General features: G+C 51.5%; 17 protein-coding genes and 2 pseudogenes. 8 read left to right on the plus strand and 11 right to left on the minus strand.

Annotated features, from left to right (window positions below; translation table 11 throughout):
• Positions 1–308 (minus strand): helix-turn-helix transcriptional regulator (locus IO95_RS00160; protein WP_037383202.1); only part of this gene is annotated, 308 nt, incomplete at its 3' end.
• A gap of 159 nt (positions 309–467) precedes the next feature.
• Between IO95_RS00160 and IO95_RS00165 the strand changes: the two genes are divergently transcribed.
• Positions 468–962: a DUF2938 domain-containing protein gene (locus IO95_RS00165; RefSeq protein ID WP_037383205.1), complete on the plus strand. Its 495-nt coding sequence runs from the start codon at positions 468–470 to the stop codon at positions 960–962.
• Between the two features lie 508 nt (positions 963–1,470).
• Here the strand turns inward: IO95_RS00165 and IO95_RS24605 are convergent.
• Positions 1,471–1,672, minus strand: a pseudogene (locus IO95_RS24605) (transposase); the annotation flags it as partial.
• 193 nt (positions 1,673–1,865) lie between these two features.
• Between IO95_RS24605 and IO95_RS00170 the strand changes: the two are divergent.
• Positions 1,866–2,234, plus strand: a pseudogene (locus IO95_RS00170) (sigma factor-like helix-turn-helix DNA-binding protein); the annotation flags it as partial.
• Between the two features lie 111 nt (positions 2,235–2,345).
• Here IO95_RS00170 and IO95_RS00175 read toward each other — a convergent pair.
• Positions 2,346–3,287, minus strand: a complete 942-nt coding sequence (locus tag IO95_RS00175) for a LysR substrate-binding domain-containing protein (protein WP_023491710.1) — start codon at positions 3,285–3,287, stop codon at positions 2,346–2,348.
• A 177-nt stretch (positions 3,288–3,464) separates the two neighbouring features.
• On the opposite strand from IO95_RS00175, the gene IO95_RS00180 reads away from it, so the two are divergent.
• Entirely contained in the window at positions 3,465–4,709 is a 1,245-nt protein-coding gene (locus tag IO95_RS00180) for an SGNH/GDSL hydrolase family protein (RefSeq protein ID WP_037383219.1), read from the plus strand.
• 242 nt (positions 4,710–4,951) lie between these two features.
• Here IO95_RS00180 and IO95_RS00185 read toward each other — a convergent pair whose 3' ends face one another.
• Positions 4,952–5,851, minus strand: a complete 900-nt coding sequence (locus tag IO95_RS00185; RefSeq protein WP_023491712.1) for a LysR family transcriptional regulator — start codon at positions 5,849–5,851, stop codon at positions 4,952–4,954.
• A gap of 92 nt (positions 5,852–5,943) precedes the next feature.
• Here IO95_RS00185 and IO95_RS00190 point away from each other — a divergent pair, with 92 nt between their 5' ends.
• Positions 5,944–6,912 (plus strand): NmrA/HSCARG family protein, encoded by a 969-nt coding sequence (locus tag IO95_RS00190; RefSeq protein ID WP_235186717.1) that lies wholly within the window; start codon positions 5,944–5,946, stop codon positions 6,910–6,912.
• Between the two features lie 319 nt (positions 6,913–7,231).
• Here the strand turns inward: IO95_RS00190 and IO95_RS00195 are convergent, their stop codons facing one another.
• The 4 genes from IO95_RS00195 to IO95_RS00210 all read right to left on the minus strand — a co-directional run bounded on the left by IO95_RS00195 (position 7,232) and on the right by IO95_RS00210 (position 9,187).
• A complete protein-coding gene (locus IO95_RS00195; RefSeq protein ID WP_023491714.1) occupies positions 7,232–7,648 on the minus strand; it encodes a GFA family protein in 417 nt (138 codons plus the stop codon).
• Positions 7,645–8,127 carry an SRPBCC family protein gene (locus IO95_RS00200; RefSeq protein WP_023491715.1) on the minus strand — a complete coding sequence of 161 codons (483 nt, stop codon included), beginning with the start codon at positions 8,125–8,127 and terminating at the stop codon, positions 7,645–7,647. Before IO95_RS00200 ends, IO95_RS00195 begins: the two co-directional genes overlap by 4 nt.
• Before the next feature lie 2 nt (positions 8,128–8,129).
• On the minus strand, positions 8,130–8,444 hold the full coding sequence (locus IO95_RS00205) for a helix-turn-helix transcriptional regulator (protein WP_023491716.1): 315 nt from the start codon (positions 8,442–8,444) through the stop codon (positions 8,130–8,132).
• Positions 8,445–8,845: 401 nt separating this feature from the next.
• Complete coding sequence (locus tag IO95_RS00210; protein ID WP_023491717.1) at positions 8,846–9,187, minus strand: helix-turn-helix transcriptional regulator; 342 nt, start codon at positions 9,185–9,187, stop codon at positions 8,846–8,848.
• A gap of 35 nt (positions 9,188–9,222) precedes the next feature.
• Here IO95_RS00210 and IO95_RS00215 point away from each other — a divergent pair, with 35 nt between their 5' ends.
• Together IO95_RS00215 and IO95_RS00220 are read left to right on the plus strand one after the other, a co-directional pair.
• Positions 9,223–9,732 (plus strand): SRPBCC domain-containing protein, encoded by a 510-nt coding sequence (locus IO95_RS00215; protein ID WP_023491718.1) that lies wholly within the window; start codon positions 9,223–9,225, stop codon positions 9,730–9,732.
• Positions 9,732–9,965, plus strand: coding sequence for a hypothetical protein (locus IO95_RS00220; RefSeq protein ID WP_023491719.1), 234 nt, complete (start codon positions 9,732–9,734; stop codon positions 9,963–9,965). The genes IO95_RS00215 and IO95_RS00220 overlap by 1 nt, the downstream gene beginning before the upstream one ends.
• A 7-nt stretch (positions 9,966–9,972) precedes the next feature.
• Here the strand turns inward: IO95_RS00220 and tnpA are convergent, their stop codons facing one another.
• Positions 9,973–10,437, minus strand: a complete 465-nt coding sequence (gene tnpA, locus IO95_RS00225; protein ID WP_023490072.1) for an IS200/IS605 family transposase — start codon at positions 10,435–10,437, stop codon at positions 9,973–9,975.
• Between the two features lie 80 nt (positions 10,438–10,517).
• Between tnpA and IO95_RS24610 the strand changes: the two genes are divergently transcribed.
• Together IO95_RS24610 and IO95_RS00230 are read left to right on the plus strand one after the other, a co-directional pair.
• Positions 10,518–10,820 carry a hypothetical protein gene (locus IO95_RS24610; protein ID WP_023490073.1) on the plus strand — a complete coding sequence of 101 codons (303 nt, stop codon included), beginning with the start codon at positions 10,518–10,520 and terminating at the stop codon, positions 10,818–10,820.
• Positions 10,820–12,229, plus strand: coding sequence for an RNA-guided endonuclease TnpB family protein (locus tag IO95_RS00230; RefSeq protein ID WP_023490074.1), 1,410 nt, complete (start codon positions 10,820–10,822; stop codon positions 12,227–12,229). The genes IO95_RS24610 and IO95_RS00230 overlap by 1 nt, the downstream gene beginning before the upstream one ends.
• A 287-nt stretch (positions 12,230–12,516) precedes the next feature.
• On the opposite strand, the gene IO95_RS00235 is transcribed toward IO95_RS00230, so the two are convergent.
• Entirely contained in the window at positions 12,517–14,136 is a 1,620-nt protein-coding gene (locus IO95_RS00235) for an ABC-F family ATP-binding cassette domain-containing protein (RefSeq protein ID WP_023490075.1), read from the minus strand.
• A gap of 289 nt (positions 14,137–14,425) precedes the next feature.
• Entirely contained in the window at positions 14,426–20,674 is a 6,249-nt protein-coding gene (locus tag IO95_RS00240) for an autotransporter outer membrane beta-barrel domain-containing protein (RefSeq protein WP_235186718.1), read from the minus strand.
• Positions 20,675–20,685: the final 11 nt, after the last annotated feature.

Genomic DNA, 20,685 nt, shown 5'->3' on the forward strand with positions numbered 1-20,685 from the left:
CTATGTCGGTATTCCACATATTGCCGAATCGCCGTCAAGATATTCTGGACTGGCCCACTGCCCAAACGGTAGTAGACATTTTTCCCTTCCCGGCGTGATTGTACAATCCCCGCACGTTTGAGATGTTGAAGATGCTGAGAAGCATTGGCTATCGTAAGACCAGCGAGTTCAGCTAGCCTTTCAACCGGTCTTTCTCCCTGTGCGATATGTTCAAGCAGTAGCAGACGATGCGAGTTCCCCAAGGAACGTGTCACTTCTGCAAATTCGTTAAGAACTTGGCGTTGACTATCGCCATCGAGTGTTGACATATTGTTTTCACTACCTCATCATTCAATATAATAATTGAAATATATTATATCAAAGGTTGAAGGAGCCCACCAGTTTACTGCTGCTGGCTTTCAATCGAGATTGTGTTACAGAACATATTACGTTTTCCACTTCCGAGAAGCGTAAAAAAGGATCACTAGATGGATGTGTTATTACGTGCAGTGCTGATTGGTATCGGGGCAACCTTGGTAATGGACCTCTGGGCATTACTGCAAAAACGCTTTTTTAATATCCCTTCGCTCAACTATCAGTTGGTCGGGCGTTGGCTAGGGCACATGCCAAGTGGCAAGTTTTTTCACCATACCATCATGCAAACAACACAAGTAAGCGGAGAAAAGGCTCTGGGGTGGACAGCACACTATGCTATCGGCGTGGTCTTTTCTCTGATATTTATTTATCTCATGGGGCAAGATTGGCTTGAGCACCCCACATTTTTGGCAGCACTCGTAATGGGAATTATCAGCGTAATAGCCCCTTTCTTTATTATGCAACCTGGATTTGGTTTTGGCTTGGCTGCATCGAAGACACCGCAACCTAATATAGCGCGCCAGCGTAGTCTGATAGCACACGGTTCGTATGGTGTTGGGATATATCTGAGTGCTGTTTTGCTACAGTACTGCTGGCCGATAAGCTAAGAAAAGTCACTACGCTTTTTGGTAGAGCTCGTAAAAAAATTCTTGTTGTACTGTTAACTCTCCATTCATCTGGAGCTTAGGCCATAGACAGATAACCACGCAATGTATTGATTTTAATAGAGTATTTTAATTATTCGAAAAAACATCCAATACTGTCTCTGGGTAAATTGGTATTATTTATATCCATGAGTTTCCGTTTTTCCTCAAGAAGGGAAACCATGATCCTGATCAGGCCCCCCACCTTTTCGAGAAGGGCAGAAACCGGAAAAGGCTGCTCCATCGGACGAAACAAGTTCCCAAATCCCTGACTACGCCAGCGGGAATTGAAAATCAAGCAGCCCCGCACATTTGCGCTGACCAACGTTTCTGCCCGAATGAAGTTCTGCTTCACACAGCTCAGGTCGGAGCGGGCCGTTGTAAGAATATAGTGCTTGCTCAGAGGCTCATGGAGGCCTCACCACACTCATAGGCTGATACCCAGCAACTGACAGAGTGCCACTATCGGTCATTTTGTTTTTAGCCGCGTGATTAGTGCGTAGGTTTCCCGGTGATTTCTCTCATCAACATGGCAGCTTACTTTAAGATTTCTTTTTCCATCTCACAAGACGTTTTATCTGGACTTTGAGTTGCTGAGTTTCTCGCTGTTCGGGGGTAATCGCGTTCCCCACCGGCTCAATTCCTCGAAACTCTTGTTGATAAAGTTGTATCCATTAATGAATGCATTGCATATTCCCATGCATGCCGATCACAAAATAACATCCATCCCGACCACCTAATAACATCACAAACCGAGCAGTTTTGCCCCCTCATGGTATTGACTGATCGGCATCCATGTTATTGCGTGACTTTTTTCCTCGCTTCGTTAAACCCGGATTTTCCCACCTTCATTCCAAAGGAAAGTCCATGTCCACAGGGTCTAATACTGTGCGAAAACTGAAAGAAATTCTTCGGCTGAAATACCAGGGAAAGTTAACACACCGTCAGATTGGTCGAAGTCTCAATGTCTCCTCAAGTACCGTCTCATATTATGTCAATCGGGCTTACCAGTTAGATGTTCGCGACTGGCCTTTGAGCGCATTGCGGGATGATGTCACGCTGGAGCACGCCTTCCTCAAGACCCAACCGAACCACAAAACCCAGCCTAAACCTTTGCCCAACTGGGCTTCGCTTCATCAGGATCTCAAGCGTTCAGACCACAAAGGTGTGACGCTCGAACTGCTATGGCAGGAATATGCCGAGCGACAGGGTGAGCCGCATTACAGCTACAACCATAGGCGTTATCTGGCTTTAACAGCAATTACTAAAAACCTATTTGTCCTTCCGTTCATTTCACTTTATTGAATCATCAGGATGCCAATAAATAATAGCAGAGATACCCTACTTTCACTGGTTGCCAGGCGGTTTTGAATTGATTGATCGGCTACTGATATCGACTCGTTCAGCCAGAAAATCCAGAAAAGCGCGCACACGCAACGGCAGATGACCACCCTGCCCGACATACACGGCATGGATTTCTTCGATATAGCCAGGATTGCAATCTTCAAGTACCGGTATCAGCCGACCAGCAGCGATATCCTCACACACCTGAAAGGCGGCAAGACGCGCCAACCCTAACCCAGCCAAAGCAAGACGACGCATCGCCTCACCATCACTGACTTGAGCATTACCACTAATGGGTATCACCGTATCCTTGTCACCCTGACGCAATAACCAACCAGGTTGGGCGCGCACGTAATTCGGCCCGAGACGATTGTGCTGGTATAAATCTTCTGGCGTCACTGGGGTACCATGGCGAGCCAGATAGTCAGGGGACGCAACAATTATCTTGCTTGTCTGCCCCAATTTGCGCGCCATCAGGTTAGAGCTTTTGAGCGGCCCCGCACGCACGGCCACATCGGTACGCTCCTCCAGAAGATCGATGACCTCATCGGTCAGCATAATATCCAGCATAACCTCAGGATAGCGTTCCAGAAATTCAGGTATCAACGGCAGCAGGAAGTGATGCCCGAAGGGCACATTGGCATTGACCCTTAACCGGCCACGTGGCGTGGTGTTTTCACTGGCGCAGCGATCTGCCTCGTCCAAATCAGCCAGGATGCGCACTACGCGTTCGTAGTAGGCACAGCCTTCTGGTGTGAGTTGCAGTTGTCGTGTGGAGCGATTCACTAGCCGCGTACCTAGCCGTTGCTCCAGTCGAGCCACCAGCTTGCTGACTGCTGAGGGGGTTATGCCACAGGCACGGGCGGCGGCAGAAAAACCACCTAGCTCAATCACACGCACAAATACTTCCAATTCGCCGGAACGGTTGACTTCTTGGCGGGCCATGGCTGCCTCCTTGATGAAGTTAATTCACAAATGTTATTCCAATAAGCCGTCTATCGCCATAATGTCTTTTAATTCACAATTAATACACAATTTAATTTTGAGTTCACTAGTATGAAAAACCACTTTAAATCATTTTTTATCACTTTATCCCGGGTAGTTCTCACTTGGGCCCTGGTAATGAATGCTGTCACAGTCACCACTGCGGTAGCGGCCTCGCCTTCTTGGGTGGCAACCTGGGGTGCCAGCCCACAGCCAGTATGGGGGTCAGATTTTCCGCTTCCCACCAATATTCCCACTGAACTGCATGATCAAACAGTGCGCCAGGTAGCGCGCATCAGCCTGGGTGGCGAGCGTTTTCGTCTCGTGCTGTCCAATACCCATGGCAGCCAACCGCTCACCGTCGGCAAAGTCACCTTCGCACAGGCGCATAACAACCATAGCATTGCTGCCGATAGCTTACGCACGGTGACATTTGGTGGCCAAGAAACAGCGACGATCCTCCCCGGTGCTTTGTTGGTCAGCGATCCTGTGGCATCACCCATCCCCGCCCTGAATCAGGTGGCAGTAAGCGTTTATCTACCGAAAGCTACCCCTATGAGTACCTTCCATTGGGATGGCCGCCAGACTAGCTGGATTGTTGCAGGCGATCAAACCTCGGCGCTGGAACTTAAGGTGACAGAGGCTTCCGCCCAGAGCACCACGGCACGCCCGCTGTTGGTGGGGGTTCAGGTCAAAACTGAACAAATGGCGCAGGCCGTTGTGGTGCTCGGCGATTCCATTACTGATGGTAATACTGCCAGTCTCGACAAAGACAGCCGCTGGCCAGACTTCCTGGCTAAGCGCCTTGCCCCGCAGGGTGTCAGTGTTATCAATGCTGGCATCTCCGGTGCTCGTCTTCTGTCTGACGGTATGGGGGTCAATGCATTGGCACGGTTAGAGCGCGATGTGCTGGCGCAACCAGGCGTGCAAAGCGTTATTGTCATGATAGGGATTAACGATATTGCCTGGCCGGGTACCATTTTCGCCCCGCAAAGCCCAAAACCTACATTTGAGGCATTAACAGCGGGTTATCGCCAACTGGCTGAGCAGGTCCATGCTCGAGGCCTGCGGGTGATCGGCGCTACATTGACACCATTCGAAGGGGCATTGCCCGGTACGCCGATGGACAATTACTACCAGCCGGATAAAGAGGCCTTACGCCAACAAGTGAATGCCTGGATACGCCGGAGTGGCAACTTTGATGCCGTTATTGATTTTGATGCGGTGTTACGTGACCCTGTGCATCCTACCCGCCTGCTGCCGCGTTTTGACTCTGGTGATCGGCTCCATCCTGGCGATGAAGGTAACCGAGCGATGGCAGAGGCCGTTGATCTTAAAATGTTATTTCCCGGCAACAAGGTCTTATTAAAGGCAGCCCACTGACAGGAGCACTAAACCAGGCTTTCCCCTTATTGACTGGGCAATCTGGAGCGTTTCGTCAGCCGCCCATAGCCTATACGGATGCCGATAACATCCCTACCGCCTAATGGCCGAGGATTATGCACAACGCACCTCGGCCAGACTTATCATTACCGAAGGGCATAAAGATCAGCCAGTCAGAGCAAGGTCTGGGTACCGAGTATTCACAACTCGGAACAGGTGGCTGGCTGGCGCAAATAATGTTATCAAGCCGCGTTCAATCTAATAATCAAATCTCTGAGCCAGCGATAGCCTATATGTCCGTGACTACGTTCATGCCAGATAAGGCTGACTTCAAAATCTTCCTTGAGCCAGGGGAGTTCCACAACCCTCAGTGGGGTAAAGGATTCCTGAATTAATCGTCGCGGGACTAGCGCAACCAAATCACTCCTTGAAACTATCCCAGGGATGGTCAGGAATGACGCAGCAGACATCACCACCTTGCGCTGGAAACCTGATGCTGCCAGAACAGTATCAACAGGTGTGGTAAATCCCCCACCGGAAGTTGACACGATAATATGCTGTTGTTTAGCAAAATCATTCATTGTCATTGTGTCATTGAGATCAGGATGGCCTAAACGCCCAATCAGGACATAGGTTTCATAAAATAAATGATGAACTCTGAGATTTGTTTGCACCTTGTCAGGCGTGGCAATGACTGCATCGACTGTTCCCTCCATTAATTGTTGTTCTAACTGATTCGGGTCATAGTTTCGAACAGCAATCCGTACCCCTGGTGCCATGTTTTGCAAGGTCAGGACAAGTGGCATCACTACCGCTGCCTGTACGTAATCGGTACAAGCCAGTGTTGCAGTCAGTGAGGCACTCTCAGGATTAAAATCTTCCAGCGATTGCATGGTATAACGTATCTTTTCCAGTGCCTCCCTCAGTGGAGCTATAAGTTCAAGGGCTTTAGCTGTCGGCGTCATTCCCCGTCGTCCTGGAATAAGCAGCGGATCTTTAAAGATTTGCCTGAGTCGATTGAGTTGGGCGCTCACCGCAGGTTGGCTGAGATGGAGCCGCATCGCTGCCTTGGTCACATTCTGTTCAGCCAGTAAAGTCTCCAGAGTCAGCAACAGATTTAAATCCAATTTTCTGGTATCCATGTGATGGATTCCTTGACATAAATAAATCGATTTCACTTATCCCTTATTCGTTCTGATAATGCAATCACGGCATATCTGAGAAATAAGGTGAAATGATGTTATCTGACAATAGACCACGTATAACCGTTTTTGGCGCAATGAGTAAACAAGGGCGCAGTGTTACGCGTACGTTACTGCAAAGTGGGCGCTATCGTGTGCGAGCATTAACCAGAAATAGCGGTTCATCAATAGCTTTGGAACTGGCGCTCCTTGGTGCCGAACTCAAAGAAGTCTCCATTGAGCCCAACATGCAACATAATCTGGTTGAGGCATTTAAGGATTCATTCGGCGTGTTTTTAATGACTCCAGGCTTCATTCCTGAATCCCGCCATACGGATACAAACGAAACAGCGTTGGGGCAACAACTTGCTGATGCTGCTGTTGAGGCCGGGGTGGAACATATTATTTTCAGCAGTCTGGAAAATGTTGAGCAGATATCAGGTGGTACATTATGGGTCCCTCACTTCACTGATAAAGCCAAAATTGAGGATTACATCCGCACCTTGCCTGTGATCTCCTCGTTTATTCAGATGGCTTTTTTCTATACCAACCTGCTCGAATATTATCAACCACGTAAAGAAGGTGATCATCTGGTTTTTCCCATCTATCTTCCAGAGGATTTTCGCGCACCTTTTGTCGACCCACTCACTGCCACCGGGCCGGCAGTACTAGAGATATTTGATCATTCAGAAAAATATTCTGGGTGCACACTCCCGGTTATCGGAGAATTTCTTTCCCCTCGCGAACTGGTTGAAACATTCAGTCGGGTTACGGGAAAGAAAGCCGTTTACAGTTCAGCCTTTAGCCGAGATGAATTGCTGCAGCATTTTCCTGCCTTTGCCGAGAATAATGCGTTGGTTGATGAGATGACCGGGATGGCAGAATATGCGGTCAAATATGGCTACTTTGCTAAAAACCGCGACTTGCAGTGGAGCAGGGAAATCAACCCGGCCACCCTGACGTGGGAAGACTTTCTGATAAATTCAGGTTGGCAAGGAGATGCACTCTCTTTTTCGGCTTAATTAAGCTGAAAAATGAAATCGCACCTACAGATATATTCTGCAGGTAGAGGTTTGCCTTAATAGTTAACCGCTTTGATCATGAAAATGGTTTGCTGCATGGTATTGAACTCTCGGGCTATTGTGCTGCTGATGCTCACAGTGTTTATAAACTGCATCACTGCCAATTTTTGTTCTTCATTCCGTGGTGAAGGATGGCTATACGCATCGTAATAAGGGCCCTAGGAAAAAATGGCCCTTTGCTCTGAAACAAAAGTGGTTCTGAAACAAAATTGGCTCTGAAACAAAAGGCCGCCGCCGTTTGGTCAATTGATGCCAGATCCTAGCCGTGCGGCATCCGCTCGAATGCCTGTAATGAGGGATCGATGGTGTCCCACTCCAGGCCACGGACGTGGTAGGTAAGCGCCTGTGGTGCAAAGCGGCCGGGCTCATCCAGGCTACCGGCCGGGACGGCGATCAACTCTGGCATGGCGGCAAAGCGCAAGTAGACAGGCGTTCCACAGACCGGGCAAAAAGCATGGCTCTTCACGTTGCCGTTATCGCCCGCCACTTCCCAGTGCGTCGCCTCGCCAGTGATCGTCATGTCGCCCTGCGCAGGAAAGGTCAACCAGGAGCCATGCCCGGTGCCACTTCGCCGCTGGCAGTCGCGACACTGGCAATGATTCTGGAAGATGGGTGCTTGCTTGGTGGTGTAGCGAATCGCACCGCACGCGCATCCGCCGGTATAAGGTTGGTTCATGAGTGACTCCCGTTTGAGGTCGCCTTCGGTTTAGCGAAGACGTCAATGCCCTGCCCGGTTTCCAGCAGCGATTTCAAGCTGGAAAGCACGATTGGCCAGCCTTTCTGAATGCCCATAGCCATACCGCTGCCGGCCTCGAGTTCATCGTGGATGACGGTCAAGCGCACCATGTCGTCGTAATCCTCAATGTCGAAACTCACGCGGCTGATGTTGGCCGGATCACTGGCCTGCGAGGGGCTCGCCCAAGTGATAACCAAGCGAGCTGGCGGCACCGACTCGACCACCTTGCCGACAATATTGACCGTGCGCTGCTCGTCAGCGCGCACATGTTCCCAGTCCGACCCGGGCTTCCAATCGGAAAGGTTCTCGTGCCCCCAGTAGCGCTGCGCGACCTCCGGCTTGGTGATGGCCTCAAACACTTTTTCCGGCGTCGAACGGATGTAGGTCACATAAACGAAACTCGTCTGTTCTTTGCTCATCGTTATTCCCCTTCAAGTTCTTTCTTCAGGTCGTACAGCAGGCTGAGCCGCTGACGTTCGAATTTACGCACCCACCGCTCATAGACTTCATGCAGCGGTACCGGATTGATGAAATGCAGCTTCTCCCTGCCCCGCCAAACCGTGTTCACCAGATTGGCCTCCTCCAGAATCCCGATGTGCTGGGTGACCGACTGCCGCCTCATGTCCAACTGCTCGCAGAGCTGGCCCAGCGTCTGCCCATTGTTCTCGCACAACAGGTCGAGCAGTTTTCTACGTGTCGGGTCGCCCAGCGCTTTGAAAACTTTGTCAGTGTCCATGAGTTGTCTATGTGTGAGGTGTGAAACGTGAGAAATTATATGCAGGTAATTACCTGCATGTCAAATTATGCATCAGCTTATATTCGGCAAAATTGCTCACCTAAAGCTATACGGTGCTATCACCATGCGCCACGATAAGATCGTCACGGCCTTCTTAGGCGCTAACTCGTTGGCGGTAGCTTACGTTTGGCTTAATTGAGGACAGGTCCTAGTTAGGGTGGGGGTTTACTTATATCGAAAGAGTGGATTTCTCTTTGAAAATCGCAACAAGTGATGATGCTATTAAAGACGCTGTCAAACTCGCACAGGTAGAAATAGTGCTCACTGCTCTCCCACTCAAAAACTGCAACTCAGTTCAGACGGTTAAATCAAACAGTGCCACCAAATACCCGCTATTACAGTCAATCATTTTCTTCAAGATCTGACTTTAACTCACCCAACATCGCTACGGCATAGGTTGCATACTGACCAATCCATCGATCATGGATGGCTTTGATTGGCAAAGCATTGAGATGGTTCCAACGCTCCCGCCCTTCTCGCCTGGCCACCACCAGATCAGCCTCTTCAAGTACCTTGAGGTGCATCAAAACCGTGCAGCGGTCTATTTCAGGAAAAAGTGCACATAAAGCCCCCGTTGTTAACGGCTTGTCTTTGAGCTGATCCAAGAGGGCACGACGTGTGCGGTTGGAGAGCGCTTTGAATACTCGATCATCTATATTTGACATGTTATAAATATATAACATATAGTCCAATAACTCAAGATAAAAGGAGTCTCCCTATGGCGTTCGATTTTCAGGTGTCAGCTCGGGTAAATAAGCCTGTCACAGATGTGTATCAGGCTGTCGTCAAACCTGCACGACTCAGTGCTTACTTCACCACCCTAGGGGGAGCAAGTGCTCCATTAGTTGCCGGATCGACGGTTATCTGGTGGGGTAACACCCCTGTCGAAGTTATTGAGCTGGTGGAGAATAAACGCATTGTTCTGCGTTGGGATGCGGAAGTACCAACAGGAAACACACCTTACAAGACGTTAATCGAGATGTCTTTTATCCCGCTGGATGATGGCGGCACCCTCGTCAACATTGCTGAAACAGGATGGGAATCGGATCAGGCGTCGCAAAAAGCGTCGTATATCAACTGTGAAGGCTGGACTCAGATGCTGTGTTCCATGAAAGCCTGGCTGGAGTATGGGATCAATCTCAGAGCAGGCTACTATCAGAGTGAGATGCTGGGCGAACCTGCGAGTGTCGCTAATCACCCTAGCCTACTAAATAAGGAGAAATTTTAATGGGCGCAGAAATTAAGGGCGGTCTTAATATTGCTATTAAAGTACCCGCACACCAATACCCGCAGACACTGGATTTTTACCGTAACGTGATAGGGCTTAAAGAGATTACCAACAAATTACCCGCCATCGGGTTTGAGCTGGGCCCAAATCGACTGTGGATCGATGAAGCCCCTAGCCTGAGCCAAGCCGAGGTCTGGCTTGAACGAAACGCCCGCGCAATCCTGCTCCTTTAGGGGTGGGTCAAGCGGGAGGTAAATTGGTTTTGGTCAAGGCCTTAGACCGCTGCACGGCCTGTTCGCTCGGCGGGGCGTTTTGCTCCTCGATATACTGCTTTATCACTTCCAACGTAGCGCCTCCGCACGACACCACGCAATAACTGGGCGACCAAAAATGGTTGCCCCATAGCATCGTCTTGATCCGCTCCCAGAACTCTCGGCGCAGCATGTATGAGGACTTCCCTTTTAGCTTGCCAACCAGATTGGAGACCGAAACCTTCGGGTGGATCGCCACCATCAAATGGATATGGTTATGCTCGCCGCCAAACTCCAATAGCTCACAATCCATCTGTTTACACGTCTCCGCAATGATGTCCCTGGTTCGCTCCAGCATCTCCGCCGTAAACACTTCCCGCCGATACTTGGTGACAAATACTAGATGTGCATGGTTTTTAAAAATACAGCTTCTACCTGTGCGCCAGTCGTACATAATTGACCTAATACTAGATTGACAGTAATGCGTGAATGATACTAGTATTTGCCAAGGGCGACAACATGGCGAGACACAACATGGACAAAGTAACCCTCTCATGCTCCGGCGGATGTGGACGCACAGTGACCTTGCGCAGAAGCAAGGTTCAAAAAGCCGATTATTACCTCTGCCAGTCAAGAGGATCAGGTCATCTATGCGAGCAAAAACTCCCTCCATTGCCGCCGGGGAAAATGCGCCGAGTAGAAATGAATGCTGCTGCCACTTTTTGGGGGTACGCGGAGGCGTTGGCCAGCGTGAAAGATAGGGCATCAATCACCTGTGCGCGTGAAATTCTCGCGGCCGGGGTCGTGCAGCTGGCACTTAATAAAGCGGCCAAATAATGCTGACCGGGATCAAGCTACGCGCCAATCCTAACGCTGCTCAAAAGCAAACGTTGAGCCAGTGGATGGGGTGCGCTCGCGTGATCTGGAATGGCAAGGTAGACGAAGAAAAATACCACCGCACCTATGCCCGTAAATATTGCACCATCGGCACTTACCCTCCGATTGACCAAAAAACAGCCCAATTCAAATCCGAAGAATTAACGCCGTGGCTATCAGACTGTCCCAGTCAAATTCTGCGCAACAGCGCGGTTAACTGGTATCAAACCTATCGGAAGTTCATGAAGGGTCAGTGCGGACGACCCAAGCGCAAAATCAAGAGCGACAAGGGCTCTATTTATCTCACCCGCGAATTATTCAATTTTGAGCTCTGCTCTGACGGGAACGTAAGGCTTTTTATCGGCACCAAGACCAATAATATTGGCTACCTGTCTTTCAAGGCGCACAGTAAGTTCGAGAAACCGAATTCGCTCTACGTCCGCAAAGCGCGGGGCCACTATTATGTGTCTTTCTGCTACGAAAATGGTGTAGATGAGTCGACCCTATCCAGTAACGCCGAGCATCTGGCCTTCCTGCAAGGCGCTTCTCGTGAGTTTCTGGAGCAACACACCATCGGCATTGACCGCGGTGTAGCCATTGCGGCACAGGCAGGGGAAATAAGTTTCGACTTTTCTGCCAGGCAGAAGCGCCACCTGAGCAAGGCCGACCGCTATCTCCATCGGCTGCAGCGCAAGCTGGCAAAGCAGCAGAAAGGCGCTAACCGCCGCACCAAAACCCAGCACCGAATTTCTGTCTATCACGGCCAAAAAAGCAATATCCGTCGTGATTTCAATCATCAAACCAGTAGAGCTCTGGTTAATAGCCCGGCCAGGATTTTTGTATTCGAGGCACTGCGCACGGCGCAAATGACTCGACGGCCAAAGGCCAAACTCGATGGGCAGGGGCGTTTTTTGCCGAATAAAGCCAAGCAGAAGGCAGGTTTAAACAAGGCCATTTTGCATTCTGGCTGGCACATGCTGGAAAGTTTCACCAAGTACAAAGCCTACCAGGCAGGAAAAGCGTTTTTTAAAATACCCGCCACTTATACCAGTCAGGAATGCGCCGTTTGCGGCAACATTCATCCCAATAACCGCAAGTCACAGAGTCTCTTTGTGTGCGGGCAGTGTGGCAATACTGACAATGCAGATCACAACGCATCTCTGGTAATAAAAAAGCGTGCGATTACGTTAATTTTGGACTCTGGAACGGAGTTGTCAGCGGCGGATGTATTAACCGCTTCGGCTGATATTGGGCGTGGAGGGAAAGGTAAGACTGGTGGGGTCAAAAGCTCAACCAGCAGCTCCCAGCGAAGCGTCAAAAGAGAAAAGGTCGCGGTTTCTGGTTGCGCCCTTGGAAGCTCGCTACTTTAGCTGCGAGTAGTTCACTTGTTCACCCCTGATTTTGGACAAGCTGCTCAGCATGTTAAAGAATGCGGAGTTGTGCGTTGTGATACTCTCGAATCTCTTCCCGAAGGGTTCAAAGGCGGGTGGATCATGAGCCCTAGCAATATTGTGCATATGCTACGAGAACCAGAGGCTTGGTGAGTCAATAGAAAGTGCCTTGGTCAACGAAGGAAGCAAGTCTTAACTATTATCTCAACCAAAAAATGATCTCAAATAGAAATTTAACGAGGGGTAAACAGGCACCCCTCACCCTGTTACATTGCCTGAAAGTACCAGTTTCCATGATGCCAATACAGGCGATGGGTTAATTTTAGCGCCTTCAGGAAATCGTCATCGTGCGATACCACCAACATGGCTCCGGGGAAATTCACTAACGCTGCTTCAATCGCCTGGGTTGATACCAAATCCAAGTGGTTGGTTGGCTCATCCAGCAATAACAGTTGGGCTGGCTCACGGCACCACAGCATGCAGGCCAGCGCCGCTTTCAACCTTTCTCCACCACTCAATGACGCTAACGGCAGCATGACTTGTTCTGCATTCAACTGCAATTGGGCCAATTGGCTACGTAACGCCCCTTCTGCCAACGGCGTATTTTGCAAACCAAGGTGATCAATCACCGAGCGCGTCAGATCCAGTTGAGACAAGTCTTGATCGAGATAGGCCACCGTCACCGAACAACGGCAATTGCCACCACTCGGGGAGAGTTGACCCAGAATTACTTTCAGCAGTGTGGACTTACCACAGCCGTTTGGTCCGGTAAGTGCCACGCGCATCGGGCCATCCATTCGCCAATTGAGTGGTGGCATCGTAGTAAAAGGTAATTGCAGTTGTTCAAGTACCAATACCTGCTTGTGCGCAGCCACCGCACTACCTGGCAAGGTCAACATCACCGGAGTATCCTCTTCTACCCTTGCACGGGCGGCTTGTACGGCCTGATCCACGGTATTTTTTTGCCCCTGATGTTGCTTACGCAGTACGCCCATGGCATCGCGGGCGGCTTCTTTACTTGCTGATTTTTCAGAAGAGGACATATTGAGCGTACCCGCCTTTTTCAGTTTATGGGCGGCATGACGTTGGTAATCATCGTGCTTTTTCTGTAACCGTATCTTGGTACGCCGCCTTTCCAACACCGCATGTTCCAACTGAGCTTGTGCCGCTTGCTGTTCCTGTTCACGTTGTCGATAGTAGTCATGGTAATTACCCCCGTAACTGCGCAGTGCATCAGGGGTCAGTTCTACAATCCGCTGCATTCGAGTCAGTAACTGCCTGTCATGGCTGGCGATCAATAAACCCCCTCGCCAGGCTGCAATCTGCTGATACAGCCATTCACGGCCAGCAGCATCAAGATGGTTGGTCGGTTCATCCAGCAATATGAAATCAACTTTGGTCAAAAACGCGCCGCAAAGTACGGCTCGCATACGTTCGCCACCGCTCAAATCACTGGCTGGCCGCTGTGGTTCAAAAGCAGGTAATCCTGCAGCGGTAAACGCCACTTTAAGGCGTTCAGCCAGATCCCACTGCCCGTCAAGATGTTCGAAATCGTCCAATTGCGGGCACCCCTGCTCAAGACGAGCCTGTGCAGCAAAAATCTGTTCATAGCCAAGTAATTGCGCCAGTGAGGTCTGCTCAATGATAGAAGATTGTTGTGCGACATAAGTAAAGGAAGCTTTAGCTTCAATATGCCCATCAGCAGGTAGATCTAACCCAGCAATCATACGTAATAGGCGTGTTTTCCCGACACCATTACGCCCTACCAACCCATAATGCTGTTGTTCAAAAGCAAGATTAAAAGGACCAAACAGCGTTTCACCGTTGGCAAACTGGCAGGTTAACTGGTGTAAAACAAAATAAGTGGATTGCGCAAAATGAGCCATAAGCACTCCTGAGTGAAATCAAAAATATCCCCTACCGCACTGGTGTGCTGGATATGGGGCAAGATATCAACAGGTGTGAATATTCATTTTTCGCTAATGGCTCCAGAAGGTGGTGGTCTTAAATGTATCCAACAAGGTTGCTGAATATAGCTTGCAGATATTAATCTCATATTTACATTTATTGCAAATATTATTAACACCTATGGCTCGCGGATGGCTACTTTTTAGGCACCACCCATCCCTGGGCCAGGCAAATCATCCATAGTTTTGCTATCAGTGAGAGTCTGTTTTAGAAGGTATATTTCACCCCCATCATTACGGTGGTATCCGTCACACTGTGTTGACCGAACAGTTGCGATACACTGCCCCAGGTAGAGAAGTTCTTATTGATATTCCCTTCTGCCCCCAGCTTCAGTTCTACCCCACTACGCCGCCCCCCTTGTTGCTCAAGGGTACTGTCATCCATCCGCACATGCGTCAACTTGTTCTGGTAAGGCAAGTTGATGGCACCATAAAGCGTTAACGGTTGGTCGCTGTCTTTAATGGCGATGTCATACCCAAGTTTGGCACCAATACGCGCCTGTAGCGTGCTTTGGTTGTTCAGGTCCACTTGCGTCCCGTTCTGTTCTTGATGTGAACCGCCGGAGATATCGTTCCAGGTCAGTTGTAGCTGAGGTTCAAGGTAGAGCTTGCCATGAGCGTAGTGGGCCAAAGGCAAACGCCAACCGGTTTCCACCGAGGCAATAACCCCAGACATTCTGTAATCCTCTTTTTGCAGTTGTTGCCCTTGCACTGAGCCCTGTAGCCAGGCGTATTGCAACGAACCGTCAATATAAAGGCCATCTGCGTTACGCCCATTCTGATACCAAGTGCCGTAAACCCCGAGGCTGGTACCATCAATATCCGCATAAGAGGTGTAATCCGTCTGGTTGGAACGGCTGTTTGAATGGGCGGTCCCGTAGGCAAACATCACCCCCGCCACCAGGTGTTCTGTCTCATAGATATCACCACCTATTTGCGTGACAAAGCGGCTGGTACGGTTATCGATTTGCCCAGAAGTATCATCAAAGGTACTGTGCCCACCCACCTGCCGTAGCCACATATTACTGCCCGCCACCCGCTGGCCTCGATCTTCATGACGCATCGCGAACAGGTTTTGTGCCGCCACCTGATTGGCGAGATAACTGCCCGCTTCAGGGCGATAGACTGGGGTATTGTTATCCGGCCCGGTTGAACGCAGATACCAGGAGCCCTCACCCGGATTCGCCGGGGTCCCTTGATACAGGTTATAGTCGAACGCCCCGGCAACCAGCCGATTCTCCAGCGTAAACTGCCCAGCAGATTGGCCGTTCACCTGAATCAGCAGGATACCTTGTTGCGTTTGTTCACCACTGCCTCCCACCTGATTGACGATCACTTTGCTCTGCCCGCTAGTACTACCATTAATGGTCAACCGATCCGTGGCGGCGTTATCCCTCGCCAATGTGGTATTAAACAACAGCGCGCCGTTGTTGCCGGTATAGTTGCCATTGACCGTCAGGTTGGCAAAACTGCCGCCGGTAGCGGCTTGCCCAATCAGTACGCGCCCCTCATTTTCAAGGCTACCATTGATCACGCCCGATGCCCCCAGGCTACCCGCTTGCAGAATTTGTACTGAACTGTTGAGTTGAACAGGTGTTGCTGCGGCGCTGCTTGCCCTACTTTGAATGCTGCTATCCAGCAACAGCAACCCAGCTTCGACGCGGGTCAGGTTGACCTGAACATTGTTCCCGGCAATCTGCAACCTGCCGTTACCTTGTTTGACCAAAGTACCGTTGCCGGTGACCGAGTGGGTGAGTAGCCAATTTTGTGTGACGTCCAGTAGCAGCGTGCCGTTGTTGTCGATACTTGCCGTCCCGAGTTGCCCGGGTTGGCTGGTGCTCAAGCGGGTACCACTTTCAGTGCGGAAAATACCCGTAAAGGCGTTGTTATCAACACTCAACGCCACATTGGCCCCCCCACTAAACAGCATGACACCCGCGCCTTGCAGAACATTACTCAGGATCCCTTGCGCCCCATTAAAATCGAGCGTGCCACGGTTATCGATCCCGCCAGTGCCCAGGGCATCGGTCTGCGCCAATTGTGCGGTGGCGGTGGCGGCAATGGTGGTCATGGCACTCATGCTGCTGTTATGCCCGGTCACCACTAACGTGCCACCGTCCAGTTGCAATGCCCCACTCCCCGTCAGTTCGCCGTCATTCAGGCCACCATTACGGACTATTAAGGTGCCACCCTGCAGATCCAGCTTACTCCCCACCGCTGTATTCAGCTTACCCACGGTTTGCTGATACCCATTAATATCCACCTGGGCATTGGCACTCAATGCCAGATCAGAGGTCTGCCCAAGTACCCCATCCGCCATCAGGCGCAGGGTGCCGGAACGTACCAGCGTGGCTCCGGTGTAGTCATTACTGATGTTGGATAGCGATACCTTGTCACCGGGAACAGCGGCAATCGCCAAATCACCCGAGCCGGTGATATATGAGGTGAGGTCGGCAGCATCGCCAGTGGCACCCGCCCGCGGTGCCAGTACCAGCGCATTGGCCCCAGTCCCCATCAGGTCAAGTTCAAACAGCCCATAATTGATATAAAGCCCAGTGATTTCATGACTTGCCGTCAGCCGGTAGTCATAGTGCCCTTCCGCCACGATGGGCCCGGTATCGGTATTGGTCAGACCGATTATGGTTTCATTGGTAATGACATTGCCATCCTGATCAATCAACGTCATGTTGCCTGCCCTTCCCTTGACCTCACCATTGGCCTGGATCAATTTGACCAGCAGATTTTGATCATCCTGCTCCAGAATGGACAGGCTGGTATCTACCGTAGGGGGTTCCACTGAGAAACTCGGCGGAACCGCTACCTGTGCGGTCCCGGTGCCTGAGACATCCAGCGTGCCCGTAGTTTCAATCACGGTATTGGCTTGGTTAGTCGCCGGGGGCTGGGCATCAAAATCCACCTTGCCACCGGCAAAGGTCAGATTGGCTATGGTCTGATAACCGTCTCCGACCACGATGTCACTGCCAACCCCCGCCACCAGGGTTGCCTGGGTCAACGCGGTGGTATTACTGCCGGAGAGATCAAAGGTACTGCGCACCAGCGCCAAAGTACCGGTAAAGGCCGAACCCGTGGGACTGGCAAAATCGAAGGTATTACTGCCATTTTGCAACGCCACTGAGAGCACGCCTGCACCGGTTAGCGGGTTGGCAAGAACGTAGTCCCCGCCATTGGCGGTAGTTTGGTCAATGGCAAACGTCGCCCCCGCTGCGATAGCCACCGTACCGCTACTGCTGATGGCCCCAGAATCGGTCAACCTCAAGGTACCTTGAGCCACGGTGGTGCCACCGGTATAACTATTGGCACCGGTCAAGGTCAGCGTACCACTACCGTCTTGCACCAGCCTGCCACTCCCCCCGATGATGCCGTCATAACTCAGCGCATCGCTACGATCAAATACCACGGTGCCATCATTAAGGATATCCAGCGCACTACCATTGGCCGGGTTCGCCGCATAGCTACCCGCGGTACCGCCAATACCAATTTGCAAGTAAGCACCGCTGTTAACCTGGGTTTCCCCGATATAGGTGTTGGTCCCGGTGAAAAACAGCGTGCCGTTTGATACCGTCAATAATCCGTCACTACCCGCAACGATCCCGGCAAAGAACCCACCATTGTCGACAGTCAACGCCCCCCCATTGATATTCAGCGTGCCGGTACCAATCAAGCTACCGACCGACTGGGTGAAACCATGAATATCAGTCACGGCCCCGGTATTGATGGCCAATTGGCGAGTGGATCCCAGTGCGTTATCTGACCCCAGTTGCAAAGTCCCGCTGGTCACCGTGGTACTACCGGTGTAGTCGTTGCTACTGTTATTGAGGGTGATCACGCTGGTCGCCGCAATGGCCAGATTGCCGGCCCCAGTAATCAGTGCCGACATATCATCGGCACCTGGAGGCGTGGTGCTATCACCAGAGAACGTCAGTGTCTGACCAGTTTGTAACGCCAGTTGAGTCAAGCCGACATTAACAAACAACCCGGTCGCATTGGCCACCAAGGCATAACCGTAATCCCCAATGGCGACAATATTGCCCCCCTGGAAGATATTGACCGCCGAGGTGGTTAAATTGCCGCCGGTAAGATTCGTCAGCGTCAGGTTGGATGCAGAACCGGTGACACTACTGGCGCTCACCAACCGCTCCAAAACGCCCTCATCCTGTTGCAGCAGATTACCCGCGTTATCCGCCACCACCGTCGGGTCCAACTGCACCGAGCCGGCATCCAATACCAGAGCACCGGTGGTGACTTGCCCACTAGGCAGATTAGCAAAACGTAATGCACCGCCATTCATCGTCAGATTACCAATAGCCTGATTCCCCAACCCTACCGTGGTGGCGTTACCGGTACCTATCTCTAGGGTGGCAAGACTCAATGCTGAGGTGTTACTGCCTGACAAGTTAAAGCTGCTGGAGCCCAGCGCCAATGTACCGCTAAAGGCAGAACCCGCCGAGCCGGTGAAATTGAATGTGTTGCTGCTGTTTTGCAGTGCTACCGACAACAACCCCGCCCCGGTTAACGGGTTGGCAAAAATGGCGTTACCGCCATTACCGGTGGTCTGGTCAATGGCAAAGGTCGCACCAGCGGCAATGTTCACCGCACTGCTGGCATTGATCGCTCCAGCTCCGGTCAGCCGTAGGGTGCCGTCCGCCACCGTGGTACCGCCGGTGTAACTGTTCACCCCGGTCAGGGTCAAGGTACCACTGCCATTCTGAGTCAGGTTGCCGTTACCACTGATAACGCCGGCATAGCTCGCCGCATCAGTTCGGTCGAACACCACTAAACCGGCGTTGCTGATATTACCGACATAACTACCGTCAATACCCCCATTGCCAATTTGCAAGGTCGCGCCACTCCCCACTGTGGTGGTCCCGCTATAGCTGTTTGCCCCGGTTAATATTAGGGTACCACTGGAGGCGGTTAGGGTACCCGTCGTGCCAGCAATCACCCCGCTAAACAACCCACCCTGAGCTACCGTTAGAGCCCCCCCATTAACCGCCAGCAGACCTGACCCGGTCAGGCTGGCTATCGTCTGGGTGAAACCATTGATATTCGTGGCCGCGCCCGTGGCAATATCCAATTGGCTGGTAGCTCCCAGCGCATTGTTCGACCCCAATTGCAACGTGCCACTGTTGACAGTAGTGCTACCACTATAATTATTCAGCGCATTGGCCAAAGTCACTACCTGTCCTACCACTCCGGTTATTGCCAGGCTCCCTGTTCCGGTTATCTGAGCAGATAAATTAAGTGCAGGGCCGGTTGCTGTTGCATCAGGCGTCAGCGTCAGGATTTGCCCAAAAAGCAGATCAACCTGCTTTAAGGCATAAGCAACATAAAGGCCATTATTCAGCACCCCGGTATTCAACCGATAATCGTAAGTGCCTACCGCGACCGTATTGCCCCCTTCGGCAATCGACACGCTCTGACTATTGGAAAGCGCATTGCCACTTTGATCAACCAGGGTCAAAGCCCCCCCCTGACCATTAAGCGTTCCCCTTGCTGTCAGTGCAATCAGTTGGGTATAAGCGCCCCCATCGTCTTGTGAAAGGATATTGGTATTGTCCAAAACCGGTGGGTTAATGACACCGGGGGCGGGGGGAAGATCGATAGCGATACGTCCGATCCCAGTGAGGTTTAGATTGGCGACGGTTACCATGCCATTTGCCTGTTGTTGCGCAGGCACAATGGCATCAAACTTCAATTCACCGCCATTAAATTGCAAACCGCCAATCACCTGTTCGCCTATGCCCACTGTGGTGATGTTGCCAGTACCCAGTTCCAGCGTAGCTTGGCTCAGCGCCGCAGTATTGGTGCCCGACAGATCAAAGTTGCTGGTGCCCAGCGTCAGGGTGCCAGTAAAGTCAGACCCGGCAGTATCGGTAAAATCAAAGCTATTGCTGCCGTTTTGCAACGCCACCGACAGCACCCCTGTCCCGGTTAACGGGTTGGCAAAGCTGTAATTGCCGCCATTGGCGCTGGTCTGGTCAATGGCAAAAGTGGCTCCAGCTGCAATATCAACCGCGCTGCTGGCATTGATCGCGCCAGAACCCGTCAGCCGTAGGGTGCCGTTAGCCACCGTGGTACCGCCGCTATAACTGTTGACCCCGGTCAGGGCCAAGGTGCCGCTGCCGCTTTGGGTCAGGCTGCCGTTACCACTGATAACCCCGGCATAGCTCGCCGCATTAGACCGGTCGAACACCACCAAACCCGCATTGTTGATATCGCCGCTATAACTGCCGGTAAGCCCGCCATTGCCGATTTGCAAGATGGCACCACTCTCAACCGCCGTGACTCCGCTATAGCTGTTGGTTCCGGTCAGCACCAACGAGCCGGTTGCGGCGGTCAAGCTGCCCGTGCTTCCCGATACCACGCCACTAAACAGCCCGCCATCGGTGACCGTCAGGTTACCGCCGCTGATTGCCAGCAGCCCTGCCCCCGCCAAGCTGCCCACGG

It is taken from the genome of Serratia sp. DD3, assembly GCF_000496755.2.

Excerpts from the sequence above, each read along its gene's own strand:
- IO95_RS00165 (WP_037383205.1), top strand. The coding sequence starts at position 468 with ATGGATGTGTTATTACGTGCAGTGCTGATTGGTATCGGGGCAACCTTG.
- IO95_RS00175 (WP_023491710.1), bottom strand. The coding sequence starts at position 3,287 with ATGGCCCGCCAAGAAGTCAACCGTTCCGGCGAATTGGAAGTATTTGTG.
- IO95_RS00180 (WP_037383219.1), top strand. The coding sequence starts at position 3,465 with ATGAATGCTGTCACAGTCACCACTGCGGTAGCGGCCTCGCCTTCTTGG.
- IO95_RS00185 (WP_023491712.1), bottom strand. The coding sequence starts at position 5,851 with ATGGATACCAGAAAATTGGATTTAAATCTGTTGCTGACTCTGGAGACT.
- IO95_RS00190 (WP_235186717.1), top strand. The coding sequence starts at position 5,944 with ATGATGTTATCTGACAATAGACCACGTATAACCGTTTTTGGCGCAATG.
- IO95_RS00195 (WP_023491714.1), bottom strand. The coding sequence starts at position 7,648 with ATGAACCAACCTTATACCGGCGGATGCGCGTGCGGTGCGATTCGCTAC.
- IO95_RS00200 (WP_023491715.1), bottom strand. The coding sequence starts at position 8,127 with ATGAGCAAAGAACAGACGAGTTTCGTTTATGTGACCTACATCCGTTCG.
- IO95_RS00205 (WP_023491716.1), bottom strand. The coding sequence starts at position 8,444 with ATGGACACTGACAAAGTTTTCAAAGCGCTGGGCGACCCGACACGTAGA.
- IO95_RS00210 (WP_023491717.1), bottom strand. The coding sequence starts at position 9,187 with ATGTTATATATTTATAACATGTCAAATATAGATGATCGAGTATTCAAA.
- IO95_RS00215 (WP_023491718.1), top strand. The coding sequence starts at position 9,223 with ATGGCGTTCGATTTTCAGGTGTCAGCTCGGGTAAATAAGCCTGTCACA.
- IO95_RS00220 (WP_023491719.1), top strand. The coding sequence starts at position 9,732 with ATGGGCGCAGAAATTAAGGGCGGTCTTAATATTGCTATTAAAGTACCC.
- tnpA (WP_023490072.1), bottom strand. The coding sequence starts at position 10,437 with ATGTACGACTGGCGCACAGGTAGAAGCTGTATTTTTAAAAACCATGCA.
- IO95_RS24610 (WP_023490073.1), top strand. The coding sequence starts at position 10,518 with ATGGACAAAGTAACCCTCTCATGCTCCGGCGGATGTGGACGCACAGTG.
- IO95_RS00230 (WP_023490074.1), top strand. The coding sequence starts at position 10,820 with ATGCTGACCGGGATCAAGCTACGCGCCAATCCTAACGCTGCTCAAAAG.
- IO95_RS00235 (WP_023490075.1), bottom strand. The coding sequence starts at position 14,136 with ATGGCTCATTTTGCGCAATCCACTTATTTTGTTTTACACCAGTTAACC.